This is a genomic window from Pseudoalteromonas sp. P1-11, from assembly GCF_001399995.1.
Taxonomy (GTDB): domain Bacteria; phylum Pseudomonadota; class Gammaproteobacteria; order Enterobacterales; family Alteromonadaceae; genus Pseudoalteromonas; species Pseudoalteromonas atlantica.
Genome location: NZ_LJSP01000002.1, coordinates 167,834 through 190,842, shown reverse-complemented (window position 1 = coordinate 190,842; position 23,009 = coordinate 167,834). Strand labels below are relative to the sequence as shown.

The window sequence follows — 23,009 nt, the reverse complement described above, 5'->3', positions numbered from 1 at the left end:
CGGTTTCACGTGCTTTTTAGCATGCCCAGTGCAGTATGCTGTTTAACAAAATATGCTTTTAAATAATCAATAAACAACCTGAGCTTTTTGGAGCCTGCCGCCCCAGGTGGAAACACACCATAAAGCTCAATATCTTTTGTTTTATAATCATCAAGAATTATTTCTAACAGCCCTGCTTGCACTTTAGGCCACGCATCATACAACGGAATGCGCCCGAGCCCGTGCCCTGCCTCTACAAACGCGGTACGCGCAGCGGCATTATTGGTGCTTATGCCGCCTTGTAGTATTACATCGTATTTTTTGCCCTCTTTGCTAAGGGTTAATGTTTTATTGCTAAGCTGGTACACCACCCATTTATGCAAGGCTAATTCAGCTGGCGTTTTAGGTTTGCCAAAGTGTTCAAAATACTCAGCTGAGCCACAAATACAGGTACTCATGGTTGTTAGTTTAGTGGCTTGTAAGTTTGAGTCACTTAAAGCGACCCCACGAATAGCAATATCAAAGCCGTTTTTTATAATATCAACCACATCATCGGTTAGTTGCAGGTCTATTTCAATTTTGGGGTATTGGCGTTTAAACGTATTAATTGCTGGCACAATTAGTTGCATGCCTACATTAACAGGGCAGCTAATTTTTAATACTCCTTGTGGCTCACTTTTAATGTTTTCTATTTGCTGATTAGCTGCGTTTGCTTGTTCTGTGATCACTCTACAGCGCTCATAATACGCAATACCCGCCTCAGTTAGCGCCATAGTGCGGGTTGAGCGATTTAGCAGCGTAACTTCTAATTGCGTTTCTAATTTTTTAAGGTGATAACTTACCACCGCACGCGTTAACCCCAACTGCTTTGCAGCCGCGGTTAAACTGCCCTGCTCGACAATTTGCGCAAATACCACCATGCTTTTAAGTTGCTCAAACGACACTTTCATCACAAACCCACCAATGATTATTCAACCCAATAATTGTATCAATAATTAAACCAATAAAGTTAAATTTATCATCGTTGTTTAAATCCTTTTAAGTGCATATAGTTATTACAGCAACTTGGTTAACACCAAGCTTTAATTTACTCACTAATCGAAGGAATATTGTTATGGCTAAAAAAATACTTATGGTACTTACCTCACATTCAGAGCTTGGCAACACAGGCGAAAAAACAGGTTTTTGGGTAGAAGAATTTGCAGCACCTTACTACGCATTTGTTGATGCTGGTGCAGAGGTAACACTTGCATCCCCTGCGGGTGGCCAACCGCCGATTGACCCTACTAGCACGCTTTCTGACTTTGAAACCGATGCAACAAAGCGCTATGACAACGACAGCGCAGCACAAACACTTATGGCAAACACCAAAAAGTTAAGTGAAGTAAACGCCAGCGACTTTGACGCGGTATTTTACCCTGGCGGCCACGGCCCACTATGGGATTTAGTAGATAACAGCGATTCAATCTCACTTATTGAAAAGTTTGTAAAAGAGCAAAAGCCAGTAGCGGCTGTTTGCCACGCAAGTGCCGCTTTTTTAAATGTTAAAGATGCACAAGGCAATGCGCTCGTAGCCGGTAAAAAAGTAACAGGCTTTACTAACTCAGAAGAAGCTGCCGTGCAATTAACAGACGTAGTGCCATTTTTAGTTGAAGATGAACTAATCAAAAAAGGCGGCGATTATCAAAAAACCGACGACTGGGGCGTATTAGCGCTCGAAGATGGTTTAGTGATTACAGGCCAAAACCCAGCAAGTTCAGAGCTTGCTGCGAAAAAACTATTAACTAAACTAGGTTAAAATAACCTCTGTGCGCGGCGCATAACGCCGCGCTTATTAAATCGCTTTTAATAGCGAAAACATACTCCTATACTGGTACAAAACAATCCTACTAAAGTGTTTATATGCCAACTACCCCATCATCATCTTCACTGATAACCAGTACGCGATTTGCAATATTTAGCGTAGTTTTTATATGCCTAATACTACAAGTGATCAATAGTTTACCTGGCATTACGCTTAATGGTTTAGGTATTTACCCTCGCAGCGTTCAAGGGTTAATCGGCATTTTATGCGCCCCATTTTTACATGGCAGCTGGTGGCACTTTGCTAGCAACATGTTGCCTTTTGCTGTACTTAGCTGGCTAATTTGCCAATACAGTGTAAAACGCTTTTATACCGTGTTTATATTTACTGCGTTAATTGGCGGGCTATTAGTGTGGACCTTTGGTCGAAGTAGTTTTCATGTTGGATTAAGCGGCGTTATTTATGGTTTATGGGGATTTATACTGTGCTATGGCGTGGTTAGGCGCTCGTTTAAGTCTATTGTTATTGCCCTAGTAGTGGCAGTGCTTTACAGCGGATTTATTTGGGGCGTGCTACCACAACGCTTTCATGTCTCGTTCGAGAGTCACCTTTTTGGAGCATTAAGTGGGTTCTTTTTAGGGTATAAACTTGCCAAAGCAGATAAATTAAAAGCACGATAATTTTTTCATTGCCTTTAATTAATTTTTTACGCCCCCAGCTTGTTATCTATGAGTATATAAATTAATTACATTTTTAAATTGAGGTTATTTATGAGTAATGAACACGAATACACGCCGCCTAAAGTTTGGACGTGGGACAGCGAAAGTGGTGGTAAATTTGCTTATATTAACCGCCCTATTGCCGGCGCCACTCATGACAAAACCTTAGACATTGGCAAGCATGTGTTTCAACTTTATTCATTAGCCACGCCTAATGGCCAAAAAGCGACCATTATGTTTGAAGAGTTATTAGAGCTTGGCCTAACCGATGCCGACTACGATGCCTATTTAATTAACATTGGCGAAGGCGACCAATTTGGCTCAGACTTTGTTGATATTAATCCAAACTCTAAAATTCCTGCGCTAATGGATCACTCTACCACGCCACCAACACGCATTTTTGAGTCGGGTTCAATTTTACAATACTTGGCAGAAAAATTTGATGTGCTAATCCCAAAAGATTTTAAAGCCAAGACCGAGTGCCGTAATTGGCTATTTTGGCAAATGGGTTCAGCGCCTTATTTAGGCGGCGGATTTGGTCATTTTTATAGCTACGCACCAACAAAAATGCAATACCCAATAGACCGTTTTACTATGGAAACTAAACGCCAGCTCGATGTATTAAATCGCCACTTAAGTGAAAACGAATACATGGCGGGTAGTGAATACTCTATAGCCGACATTGCCATTTGGCCTTGGTACGGCTCGTTGGTGCTTGGAAAATTATACGACGCCGCTGAGTTTTTAGATGTTGCCTCTTACACTCATGTAATGCACTGGGCAGAGCAAATAGCAAAGCGCCCCGCTGTTAAACGTGGTCAACGTGTTAATCGCACCTGGGGTCCTGAAGAAGAGCAACTTCACGAACGACATAACGCCAGCGACTTTTAATCTAACAGCCCATAACAAGACATTGTGTTATGGGCATTTTTTTATTTAAAATCTGCATTTCCCTGTCATTAAACTATATTTATTATTGTGTTTTTATAAAATCTAACCTGCTTTACCCGCATTACTTTTCATAAGGCTTTAATGAGTGCAATATAAAAATTTAAATAGTGATGAACGCAGAGAAGCCGTAAAACTTTTATATTCTAATGCTTTATCTGGCATTGGTGTTTCGGCGTTAGTTAGCTTTGTACTTGTATTTGCATTTGACCTAACGGATGAGAGAACAAATCAAGAAAAAATAATTTGGCTTTTTTTCATGCTGGTTGTTTTAGCAGCAAGGCTAATGGATGTTATTTACTTTAACTACACCAAAGGAGTTAACCAGCCTTTTAATGCAAATAGCTTTTTAAAACGCTTTTCGGTGGGGTGTATAGCGACTGCGATTTCGTGGTCATGTTACGCACTGTGGTTTCATAAAAGCTCATCCACCGTTGAAATTACCACCACAATAGCTATTTTGTCGGCATTTGCTGGGGGCTCAGCCAATTTGCTCTCGGGTAGTCGCTTTACCTCGGTGTGTTACAGCATTATTTTATTAATGCCTTACTCTATAGTACTAACCTTATCTGATGACTATTACCACTATGTATTAGGTTTTTTAGGGATTACTTTTTCGGCAATTATGGTCGCCTCTTCTTATAAGTCGGCCACGTTTACCCAAACAGCCATAAAATTACGAAATCAAAACCGCGAACTACTTAACGAAATGGAAAGCAAAGTAGAAACACGCACAGAAGAAATTTACCGTTTATCAAATACTGACCCACTAACAAGTTTATTAAACCGTACCGCTTTTTTAAAAGTGGCAAATAAACAACTGGCAGATCACCCCGAGGAAAAACTCGCTTTACTTTTTGTAGACCTAGATGGCTTTAAGCAAATTAATGACTCTATGGGTCATAAAGTAGGTGACCAAGTACTTAAAGAAATAGCCGAACGACTCACTAACGTTTGCACCCGCCACTTATACAAATGCCGCTGGGGCGGAGATGAATTTTTAATTTTAACAACCTATGAGGATGAACAAGACTTATTTGATTTTGCCAAAAAGGTTATTAAAAGCATTCGTGCCGAGCATGAACGATATAAATACCAAAGCTGGGTATCTGCCACTATTGGCATAGCGTTATTTCCTGAGCATGAGGGCGATTTAAGCGCGTTAATTCGTTCAGCAGATTTAGCCATGTACCATCAAAAACGTATTGCCAAAGGCTGCGTAAATATCTACAACAATGACTTAAAACGCCAACAAGAACGTGAACAATTGCTCAGTAAGCGCTTGGCAAGTGCAATAAAAGACAACGGCTTGCGGTTAGTGTTTCAGCCTATTGTGGATAGCCAAACAGCGAAGGTGACCTCGTTTGAGTCACTTTTACGCTGGCAATTAAATGACGAAGCGATATTTCCTGATGAATTTATTGCCATTGCCGAGCAATACAACCTCATAACCGAACTTGGCTTATGGGTTATTGAGCAAGCGTGTGTGCAAGCTTGCACGTTTAAAAACGTACAACCCCCTATTGCTGTGAGCGTTAATGTATCTGTAATACAACTTCAAGACCCTGATTTTGTCACTAAGGTTGTAAATATCGTTGATCAATACGGTGTAAAGCCAGAAAACCTGCACCTTGAAATCACTGAATCTGTGTTTGCTGAGGATAAGCTCACCTTTTTAGCAGCAGTAAAAGAACTGCAAAAACAAGGGTTTTGTATTTCTATTGACGACTTTGGTACTGGGTACTCATCCTTGTCGAGCATGTTAGATATTGGTGTAGACATAGTAAAAATAGATAAAAGTTTCATTCAAAATATGGATAAGCGAGGCTTAAGTATAATTCATGCGATTGTGCAAATGGCCTCAACACTTGATTTTATAGTAGTCGCTGAAGGTGTAGAAACCCTAGAGCAAGCCAACATGTTAAAAGAAATTGGCGTGTCTCACCTACAAGGTTATTACTTTTCTAAACCTATGGAACAACACTTTGTAGATTCGTACCTCAAAGAGCAAAACAAATTGTGTAGCTAGCAGTATGAAAAAACTCACTAAAGAGCAAGTCTATAAACGCCTTAACAACGATGAAGACGCACGCGCCTGTAAAGACATAAACGAAGATGACTGCAAAGAAGTGGCCGGTAACTTTATTCTTTTATTAACAAGTCAGCTTTTTAGTAAATTTGCCGATGCCCTCCTCAACCCTAAAGTCACTCTGCCTTGGTTAATGCAAAGCTTAAACGTACCAAGCGCGTTTATAGCGTGGCTGGTGCCTATAAGAGAATCGGGCTCTTTATTACCACAATTAGCGATAGCCAATATTATCCGTAAACTCTCAGTAAGAAAGTGGGTATGGGTTTGTGGTGCATTTGCCCAAGCGGTATGTATTGGCGCTATGGTTGGTGTTTCATTTGTGCTAGAAGGCGCTCAGGCTGGCTATGCAATTTTAGCTCTGCTGGTGCTCTTTAGCCTCGCCCGCGGGTTTAATTCTATTGCCGCTAAAGATGTATTAGGTAAAGTTATTCCTAAAAAAAAGCGGGGCAATATTAGTGGCCTAGCGGCAAGTATTGCTGGCTTTGCAACACTCACTTTTGGTTTAATGATGTGGTTTTTTTCGGGGCAAAAAGAGCAAAATACGGTATTAATTGCGCTGTGTTTAGGCGCTGTTTTGTGGGTTGTTGCTGCACTTTTTTATAGCCGCATAAACGAATACAAAGGGGCGACACAAGGCGGTAAAAATGGCTTTTTAAATGCGCTAAGTAAATTAAAGCTGCTTTATCAAGATAAACAATTTGCACACTTTGTAATTACCCGCGCCTTTTTACTTTGCTCAGCCCTAAGCGCGCCTTTTTATATTATTTTAGCAAGCTCTCAGCAGTTTGAATTTTCATTATTGGCAGTATTTTTAGCCGTGTCTGGCTTAGCAAGTTTAATTTCTGGGCCAATATGGGGAAGGCTCAGCGATTTTTCTAGCCAAAAGGTGCTTGTGATCAGTGCGTTACTTGTCACCATAAACGGCGTGAGCGTGTTTGTAATAGCCACATGGTATAGCCAGCTGTTTGAATATGCTTGGGTAATACCTGGTTTTTATTTTTTGCTTTGCATTGCTCATCAAGGCGTACGGCTCGGGCGTAAAACCTATTTAGTGGATATGGCACAAGGCAATAAACGCACTGATTACGTGTCGGTTAGTAATACTGTAATTGGCATTTTGCTTTTAATGTTAGGCAGTATAGGGCTTTTAGAAGCATTTTTATCAACCGCACAGCTTATTTTGTTGTATAGCCTGCTCGGTTTGTTAGGTGCTATTAGCGCGATTTTTTTGCCTCAAGCGGAGTAATACCAATGCGCAATAATACGTGACCAATTAAGCGAATTGGTATATTAAAAAAGCCCAACAAAATAATTGCCGGGCTTTGGACTTAAGACCTAAGGATAAACAGTCAGCTTTACCTCAAGTTATAACACCTAAGCAGTTACATTTAGCAGTGAATCACCTTCACTTAAACCAAATTTTTCTTGTACCGATGAAAGAATTGATTCTTTATCTTCATCAGATAGCTGGCTTGAATACTCAGTTAATAACTCATCTAAGTAGCTAACCACTTCGTCAGTATCAACAGATTCTAGCGAGTTTTGCGGCGGCGGTGGCGGGCGCTGCCCTTCAGGGCGTCCTGCATCGCCAATACTTTTAGCGTCAAAATCAAGTTCGCTCATTAAATCAGCCAACTCTTTTGTAGGCGAGATCCCCTGCTCTTCAAATGCGGCTTGAATACTTTGCGCATCTTCCGTACTTAGGTTTTGTGCATCAAATTCTGCAAGTGTTTCTTTAACAAACTCAGTTTGCTCTGAAGTTAAAGCGCTTACTTGGCTAGATTGTTGAGTCATAAAACTCGCTGAACTACCAATACTGTTGATCATATTTTTCTCCCTTAACGTGAGCGGCGTGGTGGCTTGTGTTCACTTAATTCTTGTTCGCTAATTTCGCCATTCCCATCGGCATCTATTTCGTCAAATATAGTTTGCGCATCGCCTTGCGGTGGCGCACTTTCGCTAAATTCTGCAAGGCTAATCACACCGTCACCATCTGCATCTATGCTTGAAAAGTCAGGTTTAGGTGGTGGGTTATCACCGCCTCTGGCTGCAACATTGGCTGAAAAAGCCATTGATAATAATGCAGCAACGGCAAAAGTAGAAAAATGCTTCATCGTGGTCACCTTGGGTTAAATATTAATAAAGGGTATGAATATAAAGTACGCTTAAAAAACGCAAACATTGTGCAAACAATAAGGAAATAAAAATAAATCCGATTTTTATCATGTTATTTTTACCTTATTCGGTATTTCGGTTATTGTGATAACTAATTACTTAAAACCACTTTCAACACCTGTTTTGAGAGCTAACATACTAAGGACTTATTAACATACATGTTTAATCTTCCAATTTTTCTAGTTGTATCGCAGTGAAAATACCTAAACGCCTCCAGCCACTCGTTGATGATGGCCTAATTGATGAAGTGATAAGTCGCTTAATGAGCGGTAAAGAAGCGGATGTATTTGTGGTACGCAGCGGTGGCGAAATTCGCTGTGCTAAAGTCTACAAAGATGCCGTTAAACGCAGCTTTAAAAAGGCAGCTCAGTATCAAGAAGGCCGAAAAGTAAGAGGCGGACGCCAAGCCCGCGCCATGGGTAAACGCTCTAGTTATGGGCGGCAACTAGAAGAAGAAATTTGGCAAAATGCAGAAGTAGACGCGCTTTCACGTTTATCACGCGCTGGCGTCAGAGTTCCTGATACTTATTACTGTATTGATGGCGTGTTGTTAATGGAGCTTGTGTGCGATGAAGACGGTGATGTTGCTCCACAGTTAGGGCATGTAACCCTTACACAGCAAGATGCTATTGAGCAGTACAGTATGATGGTTCATTATATTAAATTAATGCTGTGCGCTGGTATTATCCACGGTGACTTATCAGAATTTAACGTACTTGTTGATAGTAAAGGGCCTGTAATTATTGACCTTCCGCAAGCTGTAAACGCCGCAGCCAATAACAGTGCGCAAGCAATGTTTACGCGCGATGTAAACAACATACGCCGTTATTATGCGCAGTTTGCACCTAGCCTATTAAACACCCATTACGCTAAAGAAATGTGGGCACTGTTTGAAGAGGCTAGCTTAACGCCAAACACTGTGCTCAGCGGAGAATTTGAAGACAGTAACGAATCTGCAGACGTAGATGCGGTACTCGATGAAATACAAGCGGCCGAATACGAAGAGTTCGACCGTTTAGAGCGTATTAAAAACGCTGACGATGAGTAAAACTGCGCTCACGTTTAGCTATTGAGGGTGAACAAACCGATAGCCCACACCGTAAACCGACTGAATAACGCTGTCGGTTTGCGTTACTTCATCAAGCTTTTTACGTAACTTTTTTATGTGGCTGTCTATAGTACGGTGGCTAACTATGCGTTGGTCTGCGTACATGGTGTCCATTAAGCTATCGCGTGAATAGATTCTGTTAGGGTTGGAATACAAGGGCTTAAATAGCTGAAATTCAAAATTAGTTAGTTCTATACTGCTATTTTTATAGTTTACACTGTAAGTACTTTCATCCAGTGTCATGGCATTATTTACCGGCTCTTTTGTGGTATTCACACGCCTTAAAATTGCTTTTACTCGCGCCACCAGCTCAGCATAACTAAACGGTTTACAAATGTAGTCATCGGCGCCCAGTTCAAGTCCGAGTAACCGGTCAATCTCCTCCACCTTTGCCGAAACCATAATAATGGGCACATTAGAGAACTTTCTTATCGCTTTGCACAGCTCTATACCGCTTTGCCCTGGCAACATAATATCTAATAAAATAACACTTGGCTTATTACTTTCAAGCCAGCTAAGTACTTCATCACCATGATGAATAAGGTGCGTTTGATAATGATGACTTGTTAAAAAGTCGCTCATTAAATTGGCAAGTTTTATTTCATCTTCAACAATGAGTATTTGCTCACTCATATTTATCCTCTACTGAACTAATAAGGGTAATTTAATAACAATGCCAAGCCCGCCAATACTGGCTTTTACGGCTGATATTTCGCCATTATGACCTTTAACAATATGCTGACAAATAGACAAACCTAAACCAGAGCCACCCTCTTGGCGATTGCGAGAGCTGTCTACACGGTATAAATATTCAAACAAGTGCGATAAATGCGTTTGCTCAACGCCTATCCCGTTGTCCTCTATTATAAGCTCTAAATAGGCTTGGCCTTTAATATTTACGTTATTGGCACTTAAAGAAATAGTTGAGCACTGGGCATAATGCACCGCATTCATTAAGATATTATCTAGTAATTGCAGTATACGTGTTTTATCTGCGTTTACTGTGGTGTTGTTAGCACTATTAAGAAGGTAAAAATTAATAGCGTGCTGCTCAAAAATAACGTGATACTTCTGCTCTATGGAGTTAAGTAAAAAGCCTACGTCGGTAGGTTGCATGGTGTAATGCATGCCGCCTAGTTCTGCGCTGTTTAACATGTGTAGGTCGTCAATCAAGCGCTTTAAATGCAGCGCTTCATCGTTAGCAGAACTAATATTTTTATTGTTTGGTTCACGTATCCCAAGCAACATAGCTTCGAGCTCACCGAGTAAAATGCTCATGGGCGTTCTTAGTTCATGAGAAATATTAGCTAACCAGCGTTTACGTACTTGCTCATCTTTAGCGAGCGTAAAGGCCAAGGTGTTAAAATCTTCACTAAGCTGGCCCAGCTCGTCTTTTCTATCTAATAAAAGTTTGGTGCTGTACTGCCCTTTGGTTAGCTTATGCATACCACTGGCAATTTGCTTTACAGGGCCAACTAAATGCCTTGCCAGTAAAAAAGACAACAGTAAGGTAAGTAGCCCTGCGGTTAACGCAATAAGCCATAAATAGTTAGTTTGTTGCTTTAAAAAATCCAGCTCGTACCCATCTGCTAGGCTTTTCCTTTTTGAAACAGCAAGGTAAGCAATTGTTTTACCTTCAAGCTCTATGGGCGTTTTAATGTACTTTAAATCCTCAAATAATTTACCAAAAATACGCTGCTGGTTTTCATCAAGTAGTGCATAGTGCGCGGCATGCTCGGGCGGTGGGCGTCGATCTCGTTGCGCCATATGCTGTGGGGGTCTGGGTCTGCGTTCGCCGCGAATTTCTGGGCGCTGTGGCATATCGCGTAAACTAGGTAAAAACTGGCTTGATTGCAATTGCGATTCAACCAACCTTAAAAAGCGCTGATCGTTACCTATAATTTTATCCCACGAGGGAGTTTGCGCGTATTTATTAGCCAGCTGTACCGCTAATGGCTCTAATGCTTTTACTTCTTTGGCGTTTACAAAATCAATAATACCTTGGCCAATACTGTACTGAATAAGCACAACTAGCCCCGCAATAATGCTAAAGGTGAAGCTAAATAATATTAAAAAAAGTTTGTTATGAATTTTCATTTATTTTTTATAAACCTGACTCTAAAAGCATTTGAGCTGTTATTTATTGCGTATTTTTTTACTGCTAAAACGTATTTTTAAAAGCTCTAAGCACTTTAAAGAATAGCCTGTAATAACAATTGTATTAATTGCGTGTTCTATTATAGCGACTTATAAATAGCGCCTTTAATAACAACGTATAACGTTAACAAGTAAAAGTGCAAACAATGTGCATTATATAAAAAATTAAGCTCAAAAAAGGCGACCTAAGTCGCCTTTGTTATTAATCGTTTTTTAAATGCTTATCAAAAAAATCGAGAAACGCTTGTAACGTTTTAATTCTATGCGGCTGATAAGACAAGTAATGATCGCCATCTTCTAGCTCAATGTAAGTAACATCTTTATCTTCGTCATCTAGTTCATCTTCCATTTCTCTACTATGGTAAATAGGGACAACACTGTCGTCGCTACCATGCACAAGTAAAACAGGTTTGTTAATTGATTTAGCAAAATTGACCGGCGAATTGGCCTCTAGCTTATCGCTATTTGTTCCAAACTGTTTTCGTACTATGTCTTTATTTGTAAAGTGTCGGGCTTTACTCACAATATGCTCAAGGTCAGTTACCCCTGCAAAACTTGCCGCACATTTAAATGTTTCAGGGTGTTTAATAACAGCCATTAAGGCGGCGTATCCACCGTAGCTTGCGCCACCAATACAAATTTTATCTGGCTGAGCAATCCCTTGGTCTATTAACCAGTTAGCTCCATCTTGTAAGTCATCTTGCATGGCTAAACCAAAACCTTGGATCGACTGCATTAAAAAGTCATAACCATAACCACTTGAGCCACGAAAGTTAGGCTGTAACACGGCATAACCATTATATGCCAGTAGCGCAGTCCAATAGTCAAAGCCTGCATAGTCTCGCGCCATAGGCCCACCATGTGGAAATATAATAGTGGGTAACTTATCGCCTTTCTCATAGCCAACAGGCAGCGTTAAGTAGCCTTCTATAATAAGCCCGTCACGTGCTTTATAGCTAATGCGCTCTTTACCGGCGTATACGCTTTCGTTAATGTGTGGGTAAACGTCTGCAAAAAATGTTAAATCACCTCGCTTTCTGTCACCTAACATATAGGCGCCTGATGTTTTATCTGAGCTGACATAAAGTACATATTTTTGCTGATCGTCGCTGGTGCTAACAATATCCATTTCAAATGAATCTTTAGGTAATGATGCTCGTAAAGAGCGATGTAGCTTGTCTAAGTCTTCATCCCAATACGCAATACCATCTTCTAAATGCGAATGCGTAAAGCCTGCCACTTCGCCAGTTTTACGTGAGTAAAAAATATCGCCATCGACATCGTACTTGTCGTCGCTAAAAATGAGCTCACGTTTGTTAGTTGTTAGATTAAGCTTAAATAATGCATCACGCCCTTCATGGAGCGCAGTGATGTATAAAAAGTTAGGATCTTTATCAAAGCCAAGTATCGAAATGCTTTGCTCACTAAATACTTCGTAGCTAAATAGTGTTTGCCACGACTCATTTTGCTCATTGTACAGCTCGTAAGTAAATTGTGTTTCATCCATTTTTTTAGCAATACGAACCTTGCCTTGTCTATCAGCAAACCAACTGGTTACATCTGCACGAGCACGTTGTATTTGTTTTTTGCGTAAAGTGGTTAGGTCAAGTTCATACACAGCTGGGGTATTGGCTATTTTAAAATCGCCCTGCACGAGTATTTTATTTTCTTGCTCCGGTAAAAAGCTAATAATTCGGTCAGAAAACTGAGGCTGCTTTTCATCACGCGTGTTGTTTGCTCTAAACGCCAGTTTTATTCCTTTATCATCATTTAGATTATACGAATACATTAATGTAGACGCATACTTAACCCCACCAAATTGATATTTAATGTATCGTGCGCCCAATAACAACACATCATTATTTGCCCAACTAAACCAGTCAAAAAATACAGTGTGGTTATCCGATTTAATAATCGGCTTGCCCTTGCCTGTTGTAAGGCTTTGCACCATTAAAACTAAATCGCCATCAAGGTTTCTAACATACGCAATGTTATTTCCATCTGGTGAGAGCTTAACTTGGCTTATGCTTTTTAAGCCTGCAAACGCTTCTATGGGTAGCTTTTTATCAGAGGCTGATAGGCAGCTAAAACTAAGTAGGGCAAATACTAAAGTGAGGTAAAGTTTAGACATTCAATATCCATTTGTTTTTATAAGTAACGCTTAATGAGTTAACAGTAAGTGTATAAAGTTAATTTGTTATTTTACAATTGTGGCCGCTTTAGTACAAATTTATCTTTAGTAGAGCTAAAGTAGTCTCCACCCATTTTACCTACGCTGTTTAATCGCGTGGGATCTATATAGCCATTCACTAACACGTTATCGTCAATATAAATTCCCACCACGTTGAGTAGCATAACCTTGCCGCCACCGGGTTCGTCGCTTATCTGAATAACGTCTCTTAAGGTGCACTCGTATCTTACTTTAGCCGCTGCGGCGCCTGGGGATGTTACGTGTGTACTGGCGATTGTTTCAATATTTGCCGCCTCAAATTCACTCACATTATGTGGATAATTAGCGCAGCTTTGATTCATTTTTTCTACTAGCTCTTCACTAACAATATTAACCACGCAGTTGTTAGTGGCTTGAAGGTTTAAAAGCGTGTCTTTATTGGCTTTGTCGCGTGGGTTTACTTGGGTCACGCTCAGCACTGGCGGGTTACAGCTGGCCACTGTAAAAAAAGAGTACGGGGCAATATTAGCAACCCCCTCCTTACTAAGTGTGCTTACCCAAGCAATAGGCCGTGGGCTAATACCCCCCACTAAATACGAGTAAACATTGTGCTGCGTGTATTGCGTTAAATCTAAAAACATAATTTTCCTTTATACGTCGTACTGCAAATCGTAAAAGCGCTGTATTGCGTACAGTATTTCATAACTGCAGCCACTTTTTTAAATATGCGCGAAAAAATAAACATAGTGTGGTTTAAACGCGATTTACGCCTTAGCGACCATCAACCACTTAAAAATGCATTTAGTGATGATTTACCCACGTTACTGCTATACAACTTTGAGCCACTAATGCTTGAGGATGCACATTATAATGCGCGCCATTGGCGTTTTGTTTATCAATCAATAGGCGAAATAAATCAGCAGCTAACTCGCTACAAAGCAACGCTGTATATTTTTAACCAAGACATGCTGACACTGTTAAACACGCTTAATCAAACATACCAAATAGCAAACATATTTAGCCATCAAGAAATTGGCTTAAACAATACTTTTGAGCGCGATAAAGCCGTGGCTATATGGTGTAAAGCTAACAAAGTTAACTGGCTTGAGTCACAAACGGGCGGCGTTATTCGTGGCAAAAAAAACCGTAAAGATTGGAACGCACGCTGGCAACAAACAATGCAGGCCCCTATTGCTATTCCTAATTGGAAAAACATAAAAACCATTACACTTAATAACTACCAAACACCTAAATTGCCCGACAGCTACACGCAAAATGACGACAACTTTCAAGTAGGTGGACCTTTAACTGCGCACACAATATTGCAAAGCTTTTTTGCTGAGCGCGGTAAGGGATATCAAAAAGGCATATCTAGCCCCAGCTTAAGCCGTATTCATTGCTCTAGGCTTTCTCCTTATTTAGCGTGGGGTAATATTAGCCTTAAACAGGTTTATCAAATGGCTATTGATGCATACCATGCAAAACACCCAAGCAAAAAAGGATGGAAGCGCCCGCTTGCTGCATTTGTATCGCGTTTGCATTGGCACTGCCATTTTATGCAAAAGTTTGAAAGTGAGAGTACGATGGAATTTAAAGCGCTCAATGCGGGGTATCATCAGTTCCCATATAGAAACGATGACAACGTACAACACGATATTGAGCGCTGGGCACAAGGCCAAACGGGTATACCTATTATTGATGCCTGTATGCGCTGCTTAAAAACCACGGGCTATATTAATTTTAGAATGCGCGCTATGCTGGTTAGCTTTGTAACGCATCATTTAAATATAAGCTGGCAGCAGGCAAGCTTACCTTTGGCAAATTACTTTTTAGACTTTGAACCTGGCATTCATTACCCACAAATACAAATGCAGGCCTCAGTTACGGGTATTAACACCATTAGACATTACAACCCAATTAAGCAATCTGAAGATCAAGACCCAACCGGCGCCTTTATTAAAAAATGGTGCCCCGAACTTGAAAAGCTGCCGACAGAATATTTACACGAGCCTTGGCAACAAACACCAATGGAAGCGCTGTTTAACGACTTTAAACTTGGTGAAGACTACCCCGAGCCCATGCTTGATTTAACTCAAGCCTCCAAACAAGCGCGCAAACGTTTATGGCAATACCGCGAGCGCGCCGATGTTAAACGTGCAATTCCTAACATATTAAAAAAGCATGTAGGGCTTACTCGCACACAAAAAAACACCGCAAAAAGTAATTAATATGGCACATAAAAAAAGTTACTTACCACAAAAAATGTGCCCTGTTTGCAACAAGCCTTTTGCGTGGCGTAAAAAGTGGCAGCGCGATTGGGATAACGTTATTTACTGCTCAGAGCGCTGTAAACGTAATAAAAAGTAAAAGGTATTAATCCTTTATGCTATGCGTGAGCTGGCGTCTATTTTGCAATGGTATGAATAACTCGGCTTTTAAGGCTGTATTTAGGTGTTTTATGTAAATAGCACTTACTCAGCCTGAAAAGCTTACATGCAACGCAAGGAGAAGATAATGACGATTAAAAAAACGGCAAACTCAACCTGGTCAGGCGATATTAAAACAGGTAAAGGCAGTATTTCTACACAAAGCGGCGCACTTGATAAACAACCATTTGGTTTTAATACTCGCTTTGAAGACGAGCCTGGTTCTAACCCAGAAGAATTAGTGGGAGCTGCGCACAGTGCCTGCTTTAGTATGGCGCTTTCGCTTGCTCTTGGCGATGCCGGTTTTAAAGCCGATAAAATTGATACTAAAGCCACCGTAAGCCTTGATGAGGTTGATGACGGCTTTGCAGTCACCCATATAGCGCTTGAAGTAAAAGCACGTATTAGTGACATAGCCAATGAGCAATTTCAGGCACTGTGTGAGCAAACTAAAAAAGGCTGCCCTATTTCAAAGCTACTTAATACCGAAATCTCCCTAAACGCAACGCTCGACTCAACCGCATAAAACGTAATTTTTAAACCTTACGGTTTTACGCGTTAAGCCAGGTAACCTGTTACTTGGCTTAACACTCATCCCTAACTCTTTTTGAGTTATTTGAATTTAATAACTCATTTAGCAATGCAATGCCCATCCCTAAAGCAGGCCAAACTACCCATAAATTATTTGGCGATGTAATTAAGTTTATCGCGGTCAAAAATACCAAAGCCACAAAGTAACGTTTTAAATTATCAAAAAATGCTGGTGTATTCATGTTTGCTCTCCTCTTAAAATGTAAGGTTATTATTGCCTTAATTTTTAAGCCTGAAAGGTGCTATTTGTCATCAGTTAATATGACATTAGTCATAAATTTATAGCAGCCCCTTCAAGCGCATCTCTACAAATCCTTATACAAACATACAGTTACTTACAATTATTTAAATGTATTTTAAAGAGTATTTAATACAATACCTTTTCTAGATACACCTATTTAATTATAAGAAAGGATGCTTATGCGCTACTTAATGCCACTCTCTTTGCTTGCACTTAGCTGTACAGCGTCAGTAAACGCTGAACAATCAGCATCAAAGCAATGGTTTAATACAATCAACTACGCAAAAATAGATTCACGCTATTACAGCGATAATGTGTACGGATTATCTACGCATTATTACTTTGAAGAGCAACAAAGCTCGGGAGTGTGGGATGATTATGGCTACCTAGATACAGATAGTAATATAGGCTTAAATTACTTTAATTCAGATGGTTTTAGTAGAAAAGGGATCTTTGGAGAAGGCTTTTACGGTAATGCTTTTGCAACCATAGAGCTGCCTAATATTGGCGATACTGATACCTATTCACTTGGCATAGGTTACTTATTTGCTGATTCGTTAAAAGTATCTGCACGCATGGTAGATTACGAATATGGTGACACAGTTTATTTGTTTAAAGCGCAATATAATCACCAAATTAATGATACCGACTACATTGGTTTTACTGTTGAGACGGATGATGAAATAGAATCGTGGGACTTATCATCACGTTACTTTGCTCACCTTTACGATGAACGCTACTTTACTATAAATGCTGACTATCTCGATGCTGGCGATGATTCAATTTTTAATGTGTTGGCAAATTATTACTTTAATAAGCATGTTGCAGTTGGCGTTGGTTTATACGACTCAGATTTAGTTGTTGAAGGTAAATACTTTATTAACGATAACTACTATTTTACAGCTAATTACACCGATAACGATGACTACGATATATACAATCTCAGTTTTGTAGCTCAGTTTTAGTAAATACAAAAAAGCCGCCTTGTTGGAGTCACTTCAGCTAAATAAGGCGGCTTTTATATTAAAACAGCTATAACTTACATATTACCTAGCTCTATCATCATTGCGGTATACATACGTAAATTAAGCGCTAATTGCTCAAGCGTAATAAATTCATGCTCTGAGTGGCCGGTATAACGTTTGCCTGGCATTGAAGGGCCAAACGATACGGCATTATCAAATAATTTTGCGTTAGTGCCGCCACCTATTGATACAAAGTCAGCTTTTTCATCACCTGTAAAATGTTTAAAAATATCAAGCAGCTTTTGTGCGTGCGGCGCGTTATCTAACAGCATGGGTGTACCAATAATGGTCTCGACTTTAGTAAGCGTTACGTTATTTACCGTTTCCCATTCCTTAATCGCACTGTTTATTTGCGCTTTAAGTAGGTTTTCATCTTTACCAACTGGGCGGCGTGCGTTAATGGCTAACGTTAGTGCGTTACCATCGCGTTCAATTACGGTTGGGGCTACGCTCATTGGGCCCATGAATTCGTGCTCGTAGGCAATATTACCAAATTGCTTACCATGAATATCTAAACCAATTAATTGATTTACAAATTTTATAAGCTGGCCATCGCTATTATTTTCAAGTGCTACGTTTTTAAATAGCTCGCTCAGGTGTGCAATAGCATTAACGCCCGACTCTGGCTCTGATGAGTGCGCTGACACCCCTTTTACAGTTATTTTTAAGCCTTCACCTTGCTCTTCAAAGTTAAACTCAACTTCACTAAGTGTTTTAGCTTTAGCTTTTAATGAGTTAATAACTACAACGCTTGCGTTATGTAGCACTAAGCTTGCATCTTCTGGTATTTGGCTTTTAAACGCGCCACCCGCTAAATCACTCACATACATACCGGTTTGTTTTGAGGTAGCATTAAAAGTAGGAGCAATTAAGCTCCAGCCTTTCTCGGCTACTACAACTGGGTATGATGCATCAATGGTTACGGCGTATTTGGGCTGCTCGTAGGTTTTCATAAATTCTGTAAGCGGGCCCCAGTCAGATTCCTCCGCTAGGTAAATCATCAGCTCTATGCGGTTATCAAGCTCTATGCCTTTATCTTTAATCGCTTTCATGGCGTATAGTGCGGTGGCTATTGCGCCTTTGTCGTCTTCGGTACCGCGCCCGACTAATTTGCCAGGCTCTGAGGTATCAATAATAAATGGGCTTTGCTTCCACTTACTGGCATTGGCAGGTTGTACGTCTCCGTGGGTTACAACGGTAACCTTTTCGTTTTGATCTCCCATGCCTATAAGCACGGTGTAGCCTAGGTCTTGGTAATCAAACCCAAGCTCTGCAGCTTTCATTTTTAATACAGATTTGAAATTAATAAAGTCAGGATTTTGTGGCGCGGGTATCGACTCTTTATTTACCGTAGGAAAAGCCACTAAATTAGTTAACGTGTGAATTTGTGATTGTTGATAAGTATTAACAGCGTAATCGGCAACACTATCAATATTTGTATGTAATTGTGCATGTGCGCTAAAAGCAAATAAAGCACTGCAAAGCAAAGCTAACTTTTTCAAAACGTATCCTTTTGTATGAATCATTACTACCAATGCGCAATAATAAATCGCTTAAATAATTAAATTGGTATTAAAGCTAAATTATACCGCCAAGCAATAGTATTAAATAGACCTTTGCGGCAGGGTTACAACAATCGCGCTTTAAATTTAGATAGCGGCTTACATTGCATTGGTTGTATAATGCGCGACCTTAATTAATCAGAGTATTAGTACTAATGAACCGCCGCAAAAAAATTGTCACCAAATTTCAGAAAAAAGATAAACGTGCTAATGCTAAATTGCATAAAAGTAATAAACCGGCGTATGTATCAAAAGCAGAGCGTGAAAAACTAGCTTTAGAGGCGCAGCAAACAACCAACGCCGAGCAAGTTACGCCAACATCTGATTAAACTAAAGCGCCAAGCAACCTATTCTCAACGCTTTATATGGGTTTAAAATGCGTAACTGGCACTTATATTAAATGAGCGCCCTTGCCCAGCTAATTGAGTAAACCCCGTGCTGCTACCTTGCTTAAGCGCTGCAATACTTACCCCGCCTAGGGGTAATTGATAAAACGTATCAAATAAGTTTACCACCTCAATACCCAGCGTAAGCGCATCAAAAGTAGCTTTAGAGCTTATATTAACTAAGCTGTAACTAACGGTTTGGTTTTCTAAGCGGTTAACATCAACGCGTGATTTTGTATCCACCCAGTGCCACAACAGTGCATTTTCAAATACCCCTATTTGCTGGCTTAATGAGAGCGCTGTATGTAACGGCTTAATTTGATAAAGCGGTTGGTTAGTGTCGCGGCGCTTACCACGAGTGCTCGTTATGTTTGCTTTTAATTGCCATTCGCCAAACTGTGTTGATTGATAAAGTGACTTACTTATATCAAGCTTTGCGCCATAAAGTGTGGCGTCAACATTAGTAAAGTTTAAAATGTTACGTGTTGTATTTGCTAAACCATAACTATTAAAACTACGTACAATATCTGCATCAATGTAGTCCGTTACATCGGTGTACCACACATTAGCACTTACCCGCCACGCATCATTTTTTGCTGTTTTTGAATACGTTGCACTGATGGTATGGGCGGTTTCGGCTTTGAGGTTTGGGTTACCAATATAACCATTAGCGTCGCCGTACCAGCCAATCATAGTGCTTGCCATATTACTTACACCCCAACTGTAACGCTCATATAAATTAGGGGCTCGGCTTTTACGGGCAAGGCCTAATTGCAGCTCGTCATATAGTGTAACTTGGTAATTAGCTAACACATTTACATCAACTAAGGTGTCGGTTATGTCTCTATCGGCATTGTTAAAGTTATTGGCAGCTAGCGCATTATTGGCAGTTGTCATTGCGCTCATACTGCCCATATTCATCATGCCATCGTTATAGGCTTGTACTTCATCAACCTGTGTATTAACACGCTCAACCCTTAAACCCGTATTTAACCAGAGCTTGTTATTGATTTGGCTTTCATATTCTACAAATAAGGCAATACGCTCACGCTTACCGCTATTAATATTTATATAATCATTTGGCCCCATCATAGTTGAGCCTTCAATCGCCGGCCACCAATCATCAATGCGGTAATTATAATATTCTTGTCCAAGTAGTAATGAGCTATTTTGATCAAGTGTAAGGCGCCATTTAAGCTGTGTGCTTATGTCTTTTGCATCTGTTTTCATGGGCATCATGCCGGTTTTTTCTTTACTAAAAAAACCCATTTCGTGTTTAACGCTGTGCCAATTAACTTGCCCTTCTAGCTCGCTGTTTTCAAAACTGCGCTTATATTGGGCAATAGCGCCATAACTGGTGTTATCAGTCATATCCATGTACTGGTTAGCAAAACCCTGATACGGTATTTTTTGATGCGTAAGCTTTATCACAACTTGCTGTTTATCGTCACGTATCGCGCCAGTTAGGCTGTGGTTTTGAGCCCGATATAATGTATCTAGTACCACATTCCCCTTTCCATCTTCGTAGCTGTTGGCATCACTAAACGACCCTTGGTAATTAAGGCTCACAGTATCGCTTGCTAAACGTGCTCCCACACCTAGTTTTTGGCCGTTATCAACACTGCTGTACTTAGCTGAGACATAGCCTGAATGCCATGCAAGCTCACTATTTTCGCTGTATTGTGGTGAAATTGAGTTAACGCTTATTACACCTGCAATATTATCGCCACCAGCACTCACTGGCGAAACACCAGCAACTACATTGTAAGCCGTTACTTGATTAGCTGATACGTAAGAAAGAGGCGGGTTCATCTGATTAGCGCACGCTGCAGTAACCTCTGCGCCATCAATCAGTACTTTTACTCTATCGCCCATTAAACCATTTAAAATAGGTAAGTTAGACACCTCGCCCGCAGCCGAAAAATCAACACCTAAATAACTAAGTATTGCCTCTGACGAACCAAGCGATAAGTGCTTGTTGTGTACCTGCCCATGCACTTCAATAATTTCTAAAGTGTTATCATCTGCAAATACTGCAGGAGAAAAAAGGCCAGTTAATAAAAGTGCTAAAGGAGAGAATAAATAAGTGTGTTGGATGTGTTGAATATGAGCCATTTATAATTTATGCCACTGTTATATATGGCATAAATTATATAATGTAGTTACAAGTTTAGAGCGCGACAAAATGTCGCACTTTGAGAACTTACTGCCACTTAACTCGCGTTAAGCTTAGACACTGTTGCAGAAACAGCATCTGCGCCGCGTTCTATTTCTTGAATTACTTCTGAGACTTTCGCTATTAGCTCTCGGCCTTGCTCTGACGAATCAGAGACGGAGGTGATTTGTTTTGAAATATCGTTAGTCAGCTCTTGGTTGTTTTTAACTACGGTTGCAATTTCGTTGGTTGAACTGCTGGTGCTTGCTGCAAGCTGCCTAACTTCATCGGCTACCACGGCGAAGCCTCGCCCGTACTCGCCCGCTCGGGCGGCTTCAATGGCTGCATTTAACGCCAATAAATTAGTTTGATCGGCAATACTGCTTATGGTCGACACAATAGAGCCGATAACTGCTGACTGCTCATTCAGGTTTTTAATTAAATCAACCGATTTAAGTACTTGGCTTACAATTGCATCTGAGTTTGCAATTGCATCATGTAATATATCTGAGCCCCTTTTAGCCGTTTGCGCACTCGACACCGCCGATTCATACGCAATTTGTGCGGCCTCACTAACGGCTTCGTTGTCTTTTATGCGATCGGTAATATTAGAGGCAAACTTCACTATTTTTATCACTTTGCCTTTATTATCTAAAATGGGGTTATAAGTTGCCTCCAGCCATATTTGCGAGCCATCAGAGGTTATGCGTTTAAACTTACCCGACTTAAATTGTCCATCGCTTAGCTCTTCCCAAAACCGAGGGTTATTTTGATAAAAAGAATCAGTACAAAACATTTTGTGATGCTTGCCAACTATTTCTGCAAGTGAATAACCCACCGTAGATAAAAAGTTTTGATTTGCTTTAATTATAGTGCCATCGGGGTTAAATTCTATTGTAGCCAGCGCCTTATCAAGCGCTTCGGTGAGCGCTTCTTGAGATTTTCGCTGTACATAATTTTTTGTAATATCCGACGCTATTTTAATAACCTTAGTAACCACCCCGTTTACTTCAACAGGAAAATAAGTAGCCTCTAGCCATAGCTTTTTGCCATTAGCGTTAAAGCGCATAAAGGTACCGCTTGTTGAGTTTGCCCCTTGCAGCGCTTGCCAAAATTGGCTGTACTCACTCGACTTAGCGTAGTCTGAATCGCAAAACATCCGGTGGTGCTTGCCTATTACCTCTTCTCTTTTGTAGCCTACGGTATCTAAAAAAAGATCATTAGCGTCTAAAATTTTTCCCTCGGGTGTAAATTCAATATACGCTACATGGTTATAAATAGCGGATAGTACTGATTTACTTTCATTGAGTTGACGTTCCAATTCGTCAACTTTGGCGTTATCTTTTCGTAGACCAAACATGTGTTAAACCTTTAGGGAATAATAATAGGATGACAATAACAAACAAATATAAAAATAATATGTAAGCTAGCAATAAATGTAATAACTTTGTAAATATAGGTGTTTTTTAGTTTT

At 40.2% G+C, this 23,009-nt stretch carries 21 protein-coding genes and 2 pseudogenes; 11 read left to right on the top strand and 12 right to left on the bottom strand.

Translation table 11 applies throughout. The annotated features are described in order from the left end of the window. Positions 1-5: 5 nt before the first annotated feature. Positions 6-929 carry a LysR family transcriptional regulator gene (locus tag AN390_RS03530; RefSeq protein ID WP_055252989.1) on the bottom strand — a complete coding sequence of 308 codons (924 nt, stop codon included), beginning with the start codon at positions 927-929 and terminating at the stop codon, positions 6-8. Between the two features lie 164 nt (positions 930-1,093). On the opposite strand from AN390_RS03530, the gene AN390_RS03525 reads away from it, so the two are divergent. The 5 genes from AN390_RS03525 to AN390_RS03505 all read left to right on the top strand — a co-directional run bounded on the left by AN390_RS03525 (position 1,094) and on the right by AN390_RS03505 (position 6,785). Beyond that, entirely contained in the window at positions 1,094-1,777 is a 684-nt protein-coding gene (locus AN390_RS03525; RefSeq protein WP_029773419.1) for a type 1 glutamine amidotransferase domain-containing protein, read from the top strand. Positions 1,778-1,881: 104 nt separating this feature from the next. Then, the gene (locus AN390_RS03520) at positions 1,882-2,463 is read left to right on the top strand and encodes a rhomboid family intramembrane serine protease (RefSeq protein WP_055252988.1); all 582 of its coding nucleotides are present in this window, start codon (positions 1,882-1,884) and stop codon (positions 2,461-2,463) included. A 90-nt stretch (positions 2,464-2,553) separates the two neighbouring features. Continuing rightward, on the top strand, positions 2,554-3,393 hold the full coding sequence (gene yghU, locus AN390_RS03515; RefSeq protein ID WP_055252987.1) for a glutathione-dependent disulfide-bond oxidoreductase: 840 nt from the start codon (positions 2,554-2,556) through the stop codon (positions 3,391-3,393). A gap of 145 nt (positions 3,394-3,538) precedes the next feature. Next, complete coding sequence (locus AN390_RS03510; RefSeq protein WP_055252986.1) at positions 3,539-5,479, top strand: bifunctional diguanylate cyclase/phosphodiesterase; 1,941 nt, start codon at positions 3,539-3,541, stop codon at positions 5,477-5,479. Positions 5,480-5,483: 4 nt separating this feature from the next. Continuing rightward, positions 5,484-6,785 (top strand): MFS transporter, encoded by a 1,302-nt coding sequence (locus AN390_RS03505; protein ID WP_055252985.1) that lies wholly within the window; start codon positions 5,484-5,486, stop codon positions 6,783-6,785. 128 nt (positions 6,786-6,913) lie between these two features. Here the strand turns inward: AN390_RS03505 and AN390_RS03500 are convergent, their stop codons facing one another. Next, positions 6,914-7,366, bottom strand: coding sequence for a hypothetical protein (locus AN390_RS03500; protein ID WP_004587402.1), 453 nt, complete (start codon positions 7,364-7,366; stop codon positions 6,914-6,916). A gap of 11 nt (positions 7,367-7,377) precedes the next feature. Then, positions 7,378-7,653 (bottom strand): EF-hand domain-containing protein, encoded by a 276-nt coding sequence (locus AN390_RS03495; protein ID WP_055252984.1) that lies wholly within the window; start codon positions 7,651-7,653, stop codon positions 7,378-7,380. A 254-nt stretch (positions 7,654-7,907) separates the two neighbouring features. On the opposite strand from AN390_RS03495, the gene AN390_RS03490 reads away from it, so the two are divergent. Continuing rightward, positions 7,908-8,762, top strand: coding sequence for a PA4780 family RIO1-like protein kinase (locus AN390_RS03490; protein ID WP_024034251.1), 855 nt, complete (start codon positions 7,908-7,910; stop codon positions 8,760-8,762). Positions 8,763-8,780: 18 nt separating this feature from the next. Here the strand turns inward: AN390_RS03490 and AN390_RS03485 are convergent, their stop codons facing one another. From AN390_RS03485 to AN390_RS03470, 4 genes are all read right to left on the bottom strand, one after another. After that, complete coding sequence (locus AN390_RS03485) at positions 8,781-9,455, bottom strand: response regulator (RefSeq protein WP_029773415.1); 675 nt, start codon at positions 9,453-9,455, stop codon at positions 8,781-8,783. A 9-nt stretch (positions 9,456-9,464) separates the two neighbouring features. Then, positions 9,465-10,919 (bottom strand): ATP-binding protein, encoded by a 1,455-nt coding sequence (locus AN390_RS03480; RefSeq protein WP_055252983.1) that lies wholly within the window; start codon positions 10,917-10,919, stop codon positions 9,465-9,467. Positions 10,920-11,181: 262 nt separating this feature from the next. Beyond that, complete coding sequence (locus AN390_RS03475; RefSeq protein WP_055252982.1) at positions 11,182-13,110, bottom strand: prolyl oligopeptidase family serine peptidase; 1,929 nt, start codon at positions 13,108-13,110, stop codon at positions 11,182-11,184. A gap of 71 nt (positions 13,111-13,181) precedes the next feature. Next, positions 13,182-13,790, bottom strand: coding sequence for a flavin reductase family protein (locus AN390_RS03470; protein ID WP_055252981.1), 609 nt, complete (start codon positions 13,788-13,790; stop codon positions 13,182-13,184). Positions 13,791-13,874: 84 nt separating this feature from the next. On the opposite strand from AN390_RS03470, the gene AN390_RS03465 reads away from it, so the two are divergent. The 3 genes from AN390_RS03465 to AN390_RS03460 all read left to right on the top strand — a co-directional run bounded on the left by AN390_RS03465 (position 13,875) and on the right by AN390_RS03460 (position 16,101). Next, entirely contained in the window at positions 13,875-15,377 is a 1,503-nt protein-coding gene (locus AN390_RS03465; protein ID WP_055252980.1) for a cryptochrome/deoxyribodipyrimidine photo-lyase family protein, read from the top strand. A gap of 1 nt (position 15,378) precedes the next feature. Then, complete coding sequence (locus AN390_RS19565; protein ID WP_095206725.1) at positions 15,379-15,516, top strand: DUF2256 domain-containing protein; 138 nt, start codon at positions 15,379-15,381, stop codon at positions 15,514-15,516. 147 nt (positions 15,517-15,663) lie between these two features. Continuing rightward, on the top strand, positions 15,664-16,101 hold the full coding sequence (locus AN390_RS03460) for an OsmC family protein (RefSeq protein WP_055252979.1): 438 nt from the start codon (positions 15,664-15,666) through the stop codon (positions 16,099-16,101). 58 nt (positions 16,102-16,159) lie between these two features. Here AN390_RS03460 and AN390_RS03455 read toward each other — a convergent pair whose 3' ends face one another. Continuing rightward, a complete protein-coding gene (locus AN390_RS03455) occupies positions 16,160-16,348 on the bottom strand; it encodes a 2TM domain-containing protein (RefSeq protein ID WP_024034257.1) in 189 nt (62 codons plus the stop codon). Between the two features lie 238 nt (positions 16,349-16,586). Between AN390_RS03455 and AN390_RS03450 the strand changes: the two genes are divergently transcribed. Then, the gene (locus tag AN390_RS03450; protein WP_055252978.1) at positions 16,587-17,372 is read left to right on the top strand and encodes a putative porin; all 786 of its coding nucleotides are present in this window, start codon (positions 16,587-16,589) and stop codon (positions 17,370-17,372) included. 74 nt (positions 17,373-17,446) lie between these two features. Here the strand turns inward: AN390_RS03450 and AN390_RS03445 are convergent, their stop codons facing one another. After that, positions 17,447-18,934 carry a dipeptidase gene (locus AN390_RS03445; RefSeq protein ID WP_055252977.1) on the bottom strand — a complete coding sequence of 496 codons (1,488 nt, stop codon included), beginning with the start codon at positions 18,932-18,934 and terminating at the stop codon, positions 17,447-17,449. 215 nt (positions 18,935-19,149) lie between these two features. Here AN390_RS03445 and AN390_RS19560 point away from each other — a divergent pair, with 215 nt between their 5' ends. After that, complete coding sequence (locus tag AN390_RS19560; RefSeq protein WP_004587415.1) at positions 19,150-19,323, top strand: DUF2986 domain-containing protein; 174 nt, start codon at positions 19,150-19,152, stop codon at positions 19,321-19,323. A gap of 42 nt (positions 19,324-19,365) precedes the next feature. Here the strand turns inward: AN390_RS19560 and AN390_RS03440 are convergent, their stop codons facing one another. The 3 genes and pseudogenes from AN390_RS03440 to AN390_RS19980 form a co-directional block, all read right to left on the bottom strand. Continuing rightward, entirely contained in the window at positions 19,366-21,495 is a 2,130-nt protein-coding gene (locus tag AN390_RS03440; RefSeq protein WP_055252976.1) for a TonB-dependent siderophore receptor, read from the bottom strand. Between the two features lie 98 nt (positions 21,496-21,593). After that, a pseudogene (locus tag AN390_RS19985) lies at positions 21,594-22,019 on the bottom strand (methyl-accepting chemotaxis protein); the annotation flags it as partial. Between the two features lie 105 nt (positions 22,020-22,124). Beyond that, positions 22,125-22,895, bottom strand: a pseudogene (locus AN390_RS19980) (PAS domain-containing protein); the annotation flags it as partial. Positions 22,896-23,009: the final 114 nt, after the last annotated feature.

Coding starts and splice junctions, on each gene's coding strand:
- AN390_RS03530 (WP_055252989.1), bottom strand. CDS start 929: ATGAAAGTGTCGTTTGAGCAACTTAAAAGCATGGTGGTATTTGCGCAA.
- AN390_RS03525 (WP_029773419.1), top strand. CDS start 1,094: ATGGCTAAAAAAATACTTATGGTACTTACCTCACATTCAGAGCTTGGC.
- AN390_RS03520 (WP_055252988.1), top strand. CDS start 1,882: ATGCCAACTACCCCATCATCATCTTCACTGATAACCAGTACGCGATTT.
- yghU (WP_055252987.1), top strand. CDS start 2,554: ATGAGTAATGAACACGAATACACGCCGCCTAAAGTTTGGACGTGGGAC.
- AN390_RS03505 (WP_055252985.1), top strand. CDS start 5,484: ATGAAAAAACTCACTAAAGAGCAAGTCTATAAACGCCTTAACAACGAT.
- AN390_RS03500 (WP_004587402.1), bottom strand. CDS start 7,366: ATGATCAACAGTATTGGTAGTTCAGCGAGTTTTATGACTCAACAATCT.
- AN390_RS03495 (WP_055252984.1), bottom strand. CDS start 7,653: ATGAAGCATTTTTCTACTTTTGCCGTTGCTGCATTATTATCAATGGCT.
- AN390_RS03485 (WP_029773415.1), bottom strand. CDS start 9,455: ATGAGTGAGCAAATACTCATTGTTGAAGATGAAATAAAACTTGCCAAT.
- AN390_RS03480 (WP_055252983.1), bottom strand. CDS start 10,919: ATGAAAATTCATAACAAACTTTTTTTAATATTATTTAGCTTCACCTTT.
- AN390_RS03475 (WP_055252982.1), bottom strand. CDS start 13,110: ATGTCTAAACTTTACCTCACTTTAGTATTTGCCCTACTTAGTTTTAGC.
- AN390_RS03470 (WP_055252981.1), bottom strand. CDS start 13,790: ATGTTTTTAGATTTAACGCAATACACGCAGCACAATGTTTACTCGTAT.
- AN390_RS03465 (WP_055252980.1), top strand. CDS start 13,875: ATGCGCGAAAAAATAAACATAGTGTGGTTTAAACGCGATTTACGCCTT.
- AN390_RS19565 (WP_095206725.1), top strand. CDS start 15,379: ATGGCACATAAAAAAAGTTACTTACCACAAAAAATGTGCCCTGTTTGC.
- AN390_RS03460 (WP_055252979.1), top strand. CDS start 15,664: ATGACGATTAAAAAAACGGCAAACTCAACCTGGTCAGGCGATATTAAA.
- AN390_RS03455 (WP_024034257.1), bottom strand. CDS start 16,348: ATGAATACACCAGCATTTTTTGATAATTTAAAACGTTACTTTGTGGCT.
- AN390_RS03450 (WP_055252978.1), top strand. CDS start 16,587: ATGCGCTACTTAATGCCACTCTCTTTGCTTGCACTTAGCTGTACAGCG.
- AN390_RS19560 (WP_004587415.1), top strand. CDS start 19,150: ATGAACCGCCGCAAAAAAATTGTCACCAAATTTCAGAAAAAAGATAAA.
- AN390_RS03440 (WP_055252976.1), bottom strand. CDS start 21,495: ATGGCTCATATTCAACACATCCAACACACTTATTTATTCTCTCCTTTA.